The sequence below is a fragment of the Flavobacterium hibernum genome (genome assembly GCF_000832125.1).
Classification (GTDB): Bacteria; Bacteroidota; Bacteroidia; order Flavobacteriales; family Flavobacteriaceae; genus Flavobacterium; species Flavobacterium hibernum.
Genome location: NZ_JPRK01000011.1, coordinates 64898 through 77529, shown reverse-complemented (window position 1 = coordinate 77529; position 12632 = coordinate 64898). Strand labels below are relative to the sequence as shown.

The following is a 12632-nucleotide window of genomic DNA, read 5'->3' as shown; positions in this document are numbered from 1 at the left end:
GTTTATTCGGTTAATCCTTTATTTGAATCTTGTATTATTTGGGAAATGTGTGGTTTTAACCCCGTTGACCTTCATTGCGTTTTTTCTTTTTCATTATTGGCTTTGATAAAATCAGTAACTAAATAACCAATTAATTTACCAATTAAATTATTGTTCGGAGAATCAGCAAGATCCGGAGCTCCTTCGCATATATGTAAATAAGTAGCATTTCGATGTTGTCCAAAAAATGAAATAAACTGACGTAATTCTTCAACAGAAAAACCGCTTATAGTCATTGCGCTGCTGGCAATATTTGGAATGGCATCTAAGTCTATTTCGATACCAAAAGAATCAGTTTTAATAAATTCTAATGCTAAAGCCATTTCGCGATTAAAATCTTTTTCTTTGCGAATGTTTACGCTATCATAAGTGTTGTAGCGAACGCGATCCTCTATTTTTTTAATAATGTCTAAAACACTTTTAGAGGTATAATTTTCGTGTAATCCAAAAATGAAATATTTTTTTAAGAAACCTTCTTCATATGCATATGAAAAGCCATTTCCGCTATGACGACCTTCTAAAATTCTAAAATCAGAATGAGCGTCAAAATTAATTGCATTTACTGGTTTTCCTTTGGCTAAAGCCGAACCCTTTATGTTTCCGTAAGCATTATTATGTCCGCCACCAATAATAATTGGGATTTTTCCTGCTTTAATAATTGTAAATATGATGTGCGAAACTTCCTTGTCAATTCGTTCGACTAACTGGCTTAGTTTTGATCGGTCGTCGATATCTTGAAAATCAAGATGTTCAACCTCACGCATTTCTTCAGAAACATTTAGTTGTCCTAAAACAATAATCTGGCTGCCTTTACAAAAACGATTGTGTTGAATGTTTGCAATACTTTTTATAGCATTTGACCAAGCCGATGCTGCGCCGGGTCTGCCAAAATTGGCACGTATACCAATATCCTCAGGAATTCCCAATAGAACATACTTAGCTTCGCTCTCTTTTAAAAATGTGATTTTGTCAACTCCCTTAGGAATAACAATCATTTTTTCTCCGAACTTTATTTCACCACTTCGATGATTTGTAACTTTTGCCAAATCATTAACAGTAAACGGGATTAGTTTCTCCATGAAAAAAATTTATTTCCAAAAATAATATAATTGTCGTAACTTACGTTATTAGCTTATATTAATTATTAAATTTGTTTAAAGAAAATTATTAAATATGGAAAACCCAAAGAACAACAACTCAAGTCTAAAGGCGGTAATCGCAGTTTTAGCAGTCCTACTAATTGGTAGCTTAGTGTATATTTTTAAATTATCTTCAGATACAGAAGTAGTTAAAACTGAACTTACAACGACAATGACAGAGAAAGAATCTGTTATGAAAGATTTGCAAGAATTGAAGTCAACTTATGATGCTGCAATTGCTGAAAATACTTCAATGTCTGATGAGTTAATTCAGGAAAGAGACAAAGTAGTAGCTCTAATGGATGATTTGAATAAGTCTAAAGGAGATGTGTCTAAATTTAGATCACAAGTTCAGGCGATGCAAGGTAAAATGAAGACTTTAGTTGCTGAGAATGACGAATTGAAAAAACAAAATGGTGTTTTAACAACTCAAAGAGACAGTACAATTGTAGTTTTAGGAGAATCTAAAAAATATAATGAAGTATTAGTTGGTCAAAACGAAGAATTGGCTAAAACTGTTGAAAAAGGTGCTAAGTTATCAGTATTGAATACAAAAACTGCTGCATACAAATTAAGAAGCTCAGGAAAACAAATTGAAACTGATAAAGCAAGTCGTGCTGATGTTTTAAAAATTAGTTTTACCATCGCTGAAAACCAAATCGCTAAATCTGGTGATAAAACATATTATGTACAGGTTATCGATTCTAAAAATAATGTTTTAGGAGAAAAGAAAACAGAAAGTTTTGGTGACAATAGTTTAACTTATAGTTTTAAAACTACTGTTAAATATGAAAACAAAACAGTAAATGTTAGTGAAGATTTACCAGGTAAAGATTTTGCTAAAGGAACTTATTTTATCAATGTTTATGATAATGACGAATTGGTTTCTAAAACAAGTTTTAACTTGAGATAATACGTCCAAACAGGAAATACCACTTAGATATTAAAGGTCTGTGATTTGCTTCACAGACCTTTTTTTATTTATAGCTATTTTCTTTTTTTTGGTTTGTTTCTCTTTGCTTTTTTGTCTGTTTACGTGACTTCTAAGATAAATTAGCAATTAGATTTGAATATTTTATAAAGGAGTGTTATTTTAGAATTTCTCCTTCTAGAAAAACAGTTTCAATTAAGTTACTTCCAAAAGCATAAGGAATTTGATAATAAGAAGAAATAGGTTTTGTAAGGATTAAATTTGCCTTTTTACCTTTTGTAATACTTCCATGAGTTTCTGAAATACCCATTGCATAAGCACCGTTTATTGTTGCAGCATTTATAGCTTCTTCCGGTGTCATTTTCATTTTGATGCAAGCAGTTGCGACGACAAAATTCATATTCCCGGATGGAGTAGAACCAGGGTTAAAATCTGTTGCCAAAGCAAGTGGTAAACCTGCTTTAATCATTTCGCGCGCTGGTGTATACGGAATGCTTAAAAAGTAAGAGCATGATGGCAACGCAACGGGCATTGTTTCTGTATCTTTTAAAGCTTCAATATCTTCAGGGTTCATAATTTCTAGATGATCAACAGAAAGGGCTTTAAATTTAATTCCGGCTTGAATTCCTCCAATAGAATTAAACTGATTGACATGAATTTTTGGTTTTAAGCCAAACTCAATTCCAGCTTGCATAATTTTCTCAGTTTCTTCGACCGAAAAATAACCGGTTTCGCAAAATACATCAACAAAATCAGCAAGTTTATTTTGGGCAATTTCGGGTAGCATTTTAGTTATGATTTCGTCAATATAACCCGCTTTATTTTCCTTGTAATGTAATGGAAAAGCGTGTGCGCCCAAAAATGTAGCTTTTATTGAAATGGGATAATTCTTGGCCAATTTTTTAATGACACGAAGCATTTTTAGTTCACCTTCGATTGTTAATCCATAACCGGATTTAATTTCGACAGCACCGGTTCCTAAATGCATTACTTCTTCTAAACGAAGTTTTGATTGCTCATATATTTCTTCTTCAGATTTTTCGTTGAGCTTTTTGGCTGAATTTAAAATTCCGCCACCACGATTAGCAATTTCCTCATATGAAAATCCGTTAATTCGGTCTACAAATTCCTGTTCGCGATTTCCTGCATATACAATATGAGTGTGGCTGTCGCACCAAGAAGGTAAAACAATTTTTCCTGTGGCATCAATTACTTTGTCGGCATTGATATCAGGAAGATTTTCCATAGAACCAAAATCTTCAATCAAATTATCCTTTAAAATTAAAAAAGCATTCTTGATAGTTGGAAGTATTGCCATCTCGGCTCCTGAAACTTTAGAAATTGAAGTTTCGCGAACCTGAAGTAATTCTTTTATGTTTGTTATTAATGTTGTCATTATTCATTAATGTTTTGTGAAACGAACAAGACCTAACAGGTTTTAAAAACCTGTTAGGTCTGATATAGATAAATTATTTTTTTCCGATCTATTCTGAAACTGTTATTTCAAAAAGTTTACTCCAATTTTTACCGGTTACAAAAATAGTTTTGGTTTTAGGATTGTAAGCAATTCCGTTTAAGACATCTTCAGAGGTAATGTCTTTCATCGATTTGCGTAGACCAGACATGTTTAAAATTCCTTCTACAGCTCCAGAAGTTGGATTTATAACTGCAATAGCGTCTTTTTGCCAAACATTTGCGTAAAGTTTACCATTGATATATTCCAATTCATTAAGAACTTTTATTTTTGAAGTTCCTGAATATACATTGACGTAATCAATAAGTTTTTGAGTTTCGGGATCCATTCTCCAGATTTTTTCAGTACCATCTGAGCGATAAATATATTTTCCGTCATTAGTCATTCCCCAACCTTCAATTTCTCTATCGTAGGTAAATGTTTTTTCTAGTTTTAATGTTTTGGCATCATAAATAAAACCTGTTTTTTCCTGCCAGGTTAATTGGAATAATTTTCCATTAATAAAGGTGATTCCTTCTCCAAAGTATTGTTTAGGTAAATCAACTTGTTTGATAACTTTTCCAGTTTTATAATCTACAGATCTAATATATGAATCTCCTTTTTGTCCTGTGCTTTCGAACAAAACATCGTCATGAAATTCTAAACCTTCAGTAAAGGCTTTTGTGTCGTGAGGATATGTATTTACAATTTTATAGTTCAATAATTTTGGTTCAACACTCGAAACTAATTCGATCCTTTTAGTTGCATCAGATGAATCTGATCCAAAATAAACAGTCGCTTTTAAGTATTGATATCCTAATTTTTGATCTTTTAATTCAAATTTAAATTTTTCAGCACCTTTTGTACTTCCCACTTTTTTATCATTAACGAAGTAAGCGACGCTATCAATTTCTTTCGAATTAGGGTTTAAAATTGCGATCGAAACTGCTTCTTGAGGAAGAAAATGGGCCGGAAAAGCCGAATCATCAATGTTAAATAAAGAATTTTCACCTTTTTTTGTATCTCCACATCCAATTAATGTGATTCCTAATAAAATGACAGTTAGGAAGTTATAATTTTTCATAGTTTAAATTTTGAATAAGCCAATATACGACGATATTTTTATAGCAACAAAGGTCTTGCAAAAATATAAAAAGATTGTATATTTGCACCGGCAAGTCCTACACGACCAGCTCCTGCAGACTCCCCCAGGATGGGAACATAGCAAGGGTACGTGGTTGAGCGGTGCGATGTAGGTCGCTTGCCATTTTTTTTTTAATCTGAACTTTATGTTCGGATTTTTTTTTAGAATTAATTTAAAAGTAGTCTTCCTTCGGGGGGATTTTTTTATTTTTGACCCATTGGGAAATTAGATATTGCATAAATTATATAATATTTGAACAGAATATTTGTCGGATGGAGAAATTTTCAAAAGTAATTTTAGTCTTTATAGGTATTGGATTGTTTTATCTTGTTCTTAAGGGGCGAAATTATAAAGAAGAAATTAGGGAATATGCCGGTCAAACTATTTGTAAATATACTTTATGTAAACCAACAAAAGGTTCTGGTATTGCATATGTGAAATATTATATTAAAGGTAAATTATACAGAAATAGAGCAGGAGGTTGTCCTGATAATTCTGAATTCAAGATAAATAAATATTATGAGCTAAATTATTCTCGTATTGATCCTGATAAAATTAGTGTTGATTTTTCAAAAGAGGTGAAAGATTCGATATTGATAAAAGAATTGGCTTCAAAACTTGAATTTAATTATTGGCTTGATCACTAATAATTGTCGTAACTCAAAATCATAACCTAAAATTTATAGCTAAGAAATGAATAAAGTCGTCTTAATTACCGGAGGATCCTCAGGGATTGGAAAATCAATTGGAGAATTTTTGCATAAAAAAGGTTTTGTAGTGTATGGAACGAGCAGAAATCCGGAAAAAGTACTGAATTCAATTTTTCCACTTGTGGCTTTAGATGTTCGAAATGCTGAATCTATTAAGACGGCTGTTTCGAAAATTATTGCAACTTCGGGACGATTAGATGTTGTGATTAATAATGCTGGTGTTGGAATTACTGGACCTTTGGAAGAAATTCCGATGGAAGAAATCAAAAATAATTTCGAAACCAATTTTTTTGGACCAATTGAAGTTATGAAAGCTGTTTTGCCACAAATGCGTGAGCAAAAATCTGGTCTAATCATAAATATTACTTCGATTGCTGCGTATATGGGTTTACCGTATCGTAGCGTTTATTCGGCTTCAAAAGGGGCTTTAGAATTAATTACCGAAGCTCTGAGAATGGAAGTAAAGCAGTTTGGTATTGAAATTACAAATGTGGCTCCAGGCGATTTTGCTACAAATATTGCTTCTGGTCGTTATCATGCTCCAGTTTTACATGGTTCTGCTTATGAAAAAGTATATGAAGAAACACTTTTGGCAATGAATGAGCACGTAGATGCAGGAAGTAATCCTAATGAAATGGCAGAAGCTATTTATAAAATCATGCAGGAAAAAAAGCCAAATGTGCATTATAAAGTTGGAGCTTTTATGCAGAAGTTTTCGATTGTTTTAAAACGTGCGCTTCCTGATAAAGTGTACGAAAAAATGTTGATGAATCATTATAAGTTATAAAGACTTGATTAAGGAGCGATATTTGTAAATTATTCTATTGGGATAAAGATATTAAATGTTGCTCCTTGATTTAGAATTCCTTCGGCTTTGATAAAGCCTTTGTGATTTTCTACAATTCGTTTTACAATTGTGAGTCCAATTCCTGTGCTTTTTAAAGGTTTTGTGTGTAGAGCCTGGAAAAGTCCAAATATTTTTTCACTATACGATTGGTCAAATCCAATACCATTGTCAGAAATGGTTATTTGATGATATTTAGTAAGTGGAGAAAGCTTGTTGAGTTCTTCATTTGTGATTTTTGAAGATAGGGTCACGATTAAATTTCGATCGGAACTTGCAAATTTCAATGAATTACTGATAAGATTGTATAGCAATTGTCTAAATTGAAAATCAATTATTTTTAGGCTACCTAAGTCTTTTATATCGAAGATGACAGATTTGGTTTTGACTTCTTCTTGTAAATCTTGTATAACATCATTTGCGATGGTATTTAAATCTTTTAGTTCGAATTTTCGTTCGTCAAATTTTGTTCTGGAATAGAGAAGCAGGTCATTTATTAAGGCTTGCATTCTAAAAGCTGAAGTTCGAATTTTTTGAAATGCTTCTTTTCCTTTTTCGGATAAATTATCGGCTTCTTCGTTTTCAATTTTATCTGTAAAAAGCTGAATTTTACGTAAAGGTTCCTGAAGGTCATGGCTTGAAATGTAATTGAAAGCCTCTAGTTCGCTGTTCATTTTTTCAAGCGAAATGTTTTTCTCAATAAGTTTTTCTTCTACGTCAGATTTTAGTCTTTCTGTTTTTTTAAGCAGGTTGCTTTTTTCGGTTAATTTTTTTTTGTTTTCCGTTGCCTGTTCAATAGCTGTTAAGTGAAATGCTATTAGTTCTGCAAATAAGTTAAACATTTCGCGGACTTTAAATACAGTAAGACTATTTGGCTTTGGGTCGATAGCGCATAATGTGCCAAAAAAGCTTCCGTCCTGACGAATAATTGGAACAGAAATGTAGCTTTGAAGATTATATATTTTTGGGGTATGATGATCATGATATTCAGGATCTTCATTTACATTATCGATAATTATTGGTCTGGGATTTTTTCTGATATCATCGCAAAGTGTTGTTTTTATTTCTAACTCATCTCCAGGTTTTAAGCCAAATTTTAAATTATCAAGAACACTACATGTTATCCATTTGTCTTCTGTTACTCTTGCTACCGCCGCAAACCCCATTCCTGTGGTTTGACATATAACATTGAGAAGGGTTGGAACAATTGAAATGTTTTCAATATTGATGATATCTTGTTTGAAATTTTCTTCTAGCACTTTGGGATATATTATTGTTTAAAAATACAATTTTTTTATTTAATGTTTTGATAAAGCTTTATATTGAAATTAAGAATTATTGATTAAATTTTATTTTTTGGAAATTATAAGTTGTAATTTTGCACCGGATTTGCGTTAGGGATAGTATCTGTATTATTTTTTCTTTCTATAACAAAAGATAGATTAGGTAATCCTGATAATCTCAATAGGAGTTAAAACGTACCCAATAATATTAACACAATTAAATTTAAATATATTATGAAATTTTTTATTGACACAGCTAATTTAGCTCAAATTAAAGAAGCGCAAGCTTTAGGTGTTTTGGATGGGGTTACAACTAACCCATCATTGATGGCAAAAGAAGGAATTACTGGAAAAAACAATATATTGAAGCATTATGTTGACATTTGCAATCTTGTAGATGGTGACGTAAGTGCTGAAGTGAATGCACTTGATTTTGATGGAATGATCAAAGAAGGTGAGGAATTGGCAGAATTACATGATCAAATCGTGGTTAAATTGCCAATGACAAAAGAAGGTGTTATGGCTGCAAAATACTTTTCTGATAAAGGAATTAAAACTAACGTAACTCTTGTGTTTTCTGCAGGACAAGCTTTATTGGCTGCAAAAGCCGGAGCAACTTATGTTTCGCCTTTTATTGGTCGTTTAGATGATGTTTCGACTGATGGATTAAACTTGATCGAAGAAATTAGATTGATTTTTGATAACTATGGTTACGAAACTCAAATTTTAGCAGCTTCTGTACGTCATACAATGCATATTGTAAATTGTGCAAAAATTGGTGCTGATGTGATGACTGGACCTCTTTCTGCAATTTACGGATTGTTGAAACACCCATTAACTGATATTGGTTTAGCTCAGTTCGTAGCTGATTTCGAAAAAGGAAACAAGTAGTACTTAGTATTTACAAATTAAAATCGTCATTTTTCATTAGAAAGATGGCGTTTTTTTTTACTTTTATATATCTCAAATCTAAGTATATATGAAAAAAGTAATCTTAATTCTGGCATTTTGGTTGATTAATTTCTCTATAAATGCCCAAGTCGCTAAAGTTTTAAAATCTGTTAATGAAGCGGGTGATGTTGCTACTTTTGAATTGGATTGTTCGAAGCAGTTTCAGACTTTGGCCAAAGGTTTACGTTACAATATTACGAGGCATGAGTTTAAAGGTCCGGAAATGAAAAACTCTTATCGATTGTTATTGGTTATGGATGGATTTTATTCTAGTACTTTAAATAAAACAATGACAATTTCTGCAGTTTTAAGTGATGGAACTATTATAGAGGCCAAGAAGATTATTGAGGATGATGGTTTTTTTGATGGAGCTTGTACGTTAAAAATAAAGGATCCAAAAGCGCTTTTAGAGGCGCATATCGATAAAGTTATCGTTCATGCTGATAAAGATGTTGTTTATACATTATCAGCGCAAAACAAGGCTGTTTTTAAGAAGAATTTAAATGCGATTATAACGGCTAAGTAAATTAGGAAAGGTTCAAAGGGACAAAGTTGCAAAGGTTCAGAGTTGTGTTTGCGTAAATTATAAGTTTTAGAGCAAAAAAAATCCCAAATTCCAATCTGTAAAATTGGAATTTGGGATTTTTTTATTGTTTTTTATTGAGAATTAGTGACCTCCGCCACCGCCTTCAACGTGATTGATTCCTTGTCTTTTTAATATTTTAGGACAGTAGTAACCATAGAATCCTAAATATGCAAAACCAATAAGTGGTACAACGTAAGAGAAATGTGTCCATGTGATGCCAAATATTCCTCCTGGGCTAGTTAAGTCGATATCACAGATACTTCCTTGAACTAAAGGAATAACTCCTCCTCCAAGAATCATCATGATTAAGAATGAAGATGCTTTTCCTGTATTTTTTCCTAAACCTGCGATCGCTAAATCGAAGATAGAAGGCCACATGATAGATAAGAATAATCCTCCTGAGATAAAGAAGAATTTAGCTATTTGTGGATCTGGACAAACTAATCCTGCAATCATCATTACTACACCTGATATTCCAAAAAGCATTAAAGTTTTTCCGGCATTTTTACCACCAATAAAACTGATCGCTATAAATAATAAAATCCAGATTGGGTAGATGTAAAATGAAGAAACATCATGTGCTGCAAAGATATTAGCGCCAATTATTACTCCAAATGCTACAGCAGGAACAATAAATTTAAGAGCCGTGTTTACTAAGTTTGATGTATTGAAAACGTTTACACCACCATTCCAACGACCAATCATTAAACTTCCCCAGTAAAGTGCGATAAAAGGAGCAATAGCATCTTCTAGTACATTACCAAATTCGGCAGTATGCAATAAAGCAGGTAAATTACTAATGATTGTAACCTCAGTTCCAACATAAATAAAGATTCCTAACATTCCTAAGTACAACTGTGGATAGTCTAGGATGTTGAATTTTTCGTGAGCAACTTTTACTACTTCTTCCTCTTCTTTTGCAGGATCTTCAATTTTAGAGAAGTTCATGAAAATAGCAACTGCAATAAATGCAAGTCCAAGAATAATAAAAGGTAATTTAATATCTTCTAATGAAAGTGATGTCTTTTTGTTGTCTCCCATTCCAAACAAAGCGATACCTAATAAAATAGCACCAATTGTTGTTCCGAAAGAGTTTATTCCTCCTGCCAAAGTCAAACGGTGAGCTCCGGTTTGTGGGCTTCCCATTTTAATAGCTAAAGGATTGGCTACAATTTGTTGAATTGAGAATCCTAGACCTACGGTAAATAAAGCTGTTAAGAAAAATGGAAAGCTTTCCATTGTTGCAGCTGGAATAAATAAAAATGATCCAAATGCTGAAAGGAGTAAACCAGCTGAAAGGGTTTTTTTATATCCAAATTTTTGTAAAACATCTAGTTTTAAAGAAACTAAGAAAAAAATCATTGATCCAACAAAGTAAGCTGCATAAAATGCCCATGCTACTAATTGTGATTGTACTTGTGATAAGGTAAATACTTTTTTGAAAACAGGAATAAGGATATCGTTAGCTGAACCAACAAAACCCCAAAAGAAGAAAACAATTATCAACGAGATAAACTGTCCCCATTTGGTTTGAACATTTTCTGAACTCATAATTAAAGAGGTTAATTTTTTATTTTATTGTTTTTTGAAGACCGTAAATATATTTGTTAAGTATATCAAAAAAAAATAAAAAGGCACAAATAATGTTAAATTTAAACCAACGGCATCATTTTTTCAACAATGTGTTAATTTTTACCAAGTTAGAAAATGGATATTTGAAGTTGAGTTTATTCCAGAATTTTGTTTTTTACCTCTTTACTGTAATTTCTGCCAATAGGAATGGTGTAAGATTGTATCTGAATGCGGTTTCCTTCTATAGATTTTACCTTGTTTAATGCAATTACGTATGATTTATGGATGCGTAAAAAACGATCTGCAGGTAATTCTTCAGATAAGGAGGTTAAGGATTTATGCGTAATATAGGTCTTATCCGGTGTTACAACTTTGATATACTCTTTCATTCCTTCTACAAATAGAATTTCTTCGATATTGATTTTCATCATTTTTTTATCGACTTTGATAAAGATATGAGAGTCACCTTTTGTGGTTTCGACCTTAATATTGTTTTTTAAATTGAATTCCGTTGTGATTTTATTAATGCATTTAATAAATCTAGGTAAAGGAATAGGTTTTACTAAATAATCTAAAACATCAAGATCGTAACTTTCTGCCGCAAATTCTCTAAAAGCAGTTGTAATAATGACTTTTGTTTTGTTTTCGATTAAGCTAATAAGTTCAAAACCAGTCATCATCGGCATATTAATGTCTAGGAAAACAGCATCAATCGTGTTGTTGTTTATGAAGTCTAGCGCTTCTAGGGAATTATTGAACGAACCAACTACTTCAAAGTCTGGAAAATTTGTAAAATAATTTTGCAGGACTTTGACCGCTAAAGGCTCATCATCAATCAAGACGCATTTAATCTTCATTATCAATTGGTATTTGCAAACGGATTATATAGTAATTTAATTTAGTGGTGTCTTTTAGACTGAAATTATTTTTGTAAATTAATTTTAATCTTTTTTTGGTATTGACTAAACCAATTCCTCCTTTTGAATTAAGATTTTGTGAAATTACAAAATTATTTAAGATTTCAAAGTCTAACATTTTATTGTCAATAACTTTACAATTGATTTTAATTTTTAAGTTATTGTTGTTTACGCCGCCATGTTTAAAGGCATTTTCGACCAATGATATAAATATTAAAGGAGGTACAACAATGTCTTCGATATTGGATTCTAGATTTATGGTAACTTCTACATTCTCAAAGCGTAACTTTTCGATTTCAATATAATTTTGAATATAGTCAATTTCTTTTATCAGGGGAACAAATTTGGTTCCTTTAACATCATACAAAACATATTCCATCAACTTTGACAGTTTTATAATTACATCCGGAACCTTGTTTGATGATTCTAATGATAAAGCGTATAAGTTATTTAAAGTATTAAAAAAGAAATGTGGTTGAATTTGGTTCTCTAGATACTTTAACTTGATCTTATACTGATTTTCTCTCAATGATCTGTTTCTTTCTCTTTCTCTCAGCCATGTTAAAGTTAAATATACTGATGATGCCATAGCAAGAACATACAATTCGCCAATACAAACTGCCAGTATGTGATTGATGTCAAAAGGATGATATTCTCTATTGGCTTCTGGCCAAATGTTTTCGGATATAATATAGTAGGTTAGAGCCGTTTTTAATAAATAAATTACAAAAAGACTTGCTATTAGTAATAAGGTATAGGTAATGTATTTCTGTTTTAATACGTATCGAGGTACTAGTATAAATAAGTTAAAATATACTAGTGGGATAACCAGAGAAAATTCGATTAGGTTTGATTTGAATGCGTATATATAATCATTGAAATAGGCACCCCATCTTAAATAATTGAGTGTGAAATAGACGCCCCAAAACCAAATATGGTTTTTTAGCTTAATGTCAAAATTTAATTTTTGAATTTCGTTCAACTTTTCTTTAACGCTTTAGTATTATTTGTTCTTTGCCTGGAAATATTGTGCAACTTTAAACAATTACTGGGTAAAACGCAA

At 31.8% G+C, this 12632-nt stretch carries 12 protein-coding genes and 1 other RNA gene; 6 read left to right on the top strand and 7 right to left on the bottom strand.

Annotated features, from left to right (window positions below; genetic code table 11):
- Positions 1-71 precede the first annotated feature (71 nt).
- Positions 72-1118, bottom strand: coding sequence for a formimidoylglutamase (locus tag IW18_RS13190; protein ID WP_041518353.1), 1047 nt, complete (start codon positions 1116-1118; stop codon positions 72-74).
- Between the two features lie 94 nt (positions 1119-1212).
- On the opposite strand from IW18_RS13190, the gene IW18_RS13185 reads away from it, so the two are divergent.
- Positions 1213-2091, top strand: a complete 879-nt coding sequence (locus IW18_RS13185; RefSeq protein ID WP_041518352.1) for a hypothetical protein — start codon at positions 1213-1215, stop codon at positions 2089-2091.
- Between the two features lie 175 nt (positions 2092-2266).
- Here the strand turns inward: IW18_RS13185 and hutI are convergent, their stop codons facing one another.
- Positions 2267-3505: an imidazolonepropionase gene (hutI, locus tag IW18_RS13180; RefSeq protein ID WP_041518351.1), complete on the bottom strand. Its 1239-nt coding sequence runs from the start codon at positions 3503-3505 to the stop codon at positions 2267-2269.
- Between the two features lie 88 nt (positions 3506-3593).
- Entirely contained in the window at positions 3594-4646 is a 1053-nt protein-coding gene (locus IW18_RS13175) for a glutaminyl-peptide cyclotransferase (RefSeq protein WP_041518350.1), read from the bottom strand.
- A gap of 88 nt (positions 4647-4734) precedes the next feature.
- Between IW18_RS13175 and ffs the strand changes: the two genes are divergently transcribed.
- From ffs to IW18_RS13165, 3 genes are all read left to right on the top strand, one after another.
- Positions 4735-4832, top strand: an RNA gene (gene ffs / locus IW18_RS22945) — signal recognition particle sRNA small type.
- A gap of 146 nt (positions 4833-4978) precedes the next feature.
- A complete protein-coding gene (locus tag IW18_RS13170; RefSeq protein ID WP_041518349.1) occupies positions 4979-5353 on the top strand; it encodes a hypothetical protein in 375 nt (124 codons plus the stop codon).
- Positions 5354-5399: 46 nt separating this feature from the next.
- Positions 5400-6203 carry an SDR family oxidoreductase gene (locus IW18_RS13165; RefSeq protein WP_041518348.1) on the top strand — a complete coding sequence of 268 codons (804 nt, stop codon included), beginning with the start codon at positions 5400-5402 and terminating at the stop codon, positions 6201-6203.
- A 29-nt stretch (positions 6204-6232) separates the two neighbouring features.
- Here IW18_RS13165 and IW18_RS13160 read toward each other — a convergent pair whose 3' ends face one another.
- A complete protein-coding gene (locus tag IW18_RS13160) occupies positions 6233-7519 on the bottom strand; it encodes a GAF domain-containing sensor histidine kinase (RefSeq protein ID WP_041518347.1) in 1287 nt (428 codons plus the stop codon).
- Between the two features lie 258 nt (positions 7520-7777).
- On the opposite strand from IW18_RS13160, the gene fsa reads away from it, so the two are divergent.
- Positions 7778-8434, top strand: coding sequence for a fructose-6-phosphate aldolase (gene fsa / locus IW18_RS13155; protein WP_041518346.1), 657 nt, complete (start codon positions 7778-7780; stop codon positions 8432-8434).
- An 88-nt stretch (positions 8435-8522) separates the two neighbouring features.
- Entirely contained in the window at positions 8523-9020 is a 498-nt protein-coding gene (locus IW18_RS13150) for a hypothetical protein (protein WP_041518345.1), read from the top strand.
- Between the two features lie 141 nt (positions 9021-9161).
- Here the strand turns inward: IW18_RS13150 and IW18_RS13145 are convergent, their stop codons facing one another.
- From IW18_RS13145 to IW18_RS13135, 3 genes are all read right to left on the bottom strand, one after another.
- Positions 9162-10631: an MFS transporter gene (locus IW18_RS13145; RefSeq protein ID WP_041518344.1), complete on the bottom strand. Its 1470-nt coding sequence runs from the start codon at positions 10629-10631 to the stop codon at positions 9162-9164.
- A gap of 176 nt (positions 10632-10807) precedes the next feature.
- A complete protein-coding gene (locus IW18_RS13140) occupies positions 10808-11509 on the bottom strand; it encodes a LytR/AlgR family response regulator transcription factor (protein ID WP_041518343.1) in 702 nt (233 codons plus the stop codon).
- Positions 11499-12551, bottom strand: coding sequence for a sensor histidine kinase (locus IW18_RS13135; protein WP_041518342.1), 1053 nt, complete (start codon positions 12549-12551; stop codon positions 11499-11501). The genes IW18_RS13140 and IW18_RS13135 overlap by 11 nt, the downstream gene beginning before the upstream one ends.
- Between the last annotated feature and the right edge of the window lie 81 nt (positions 12552-12632).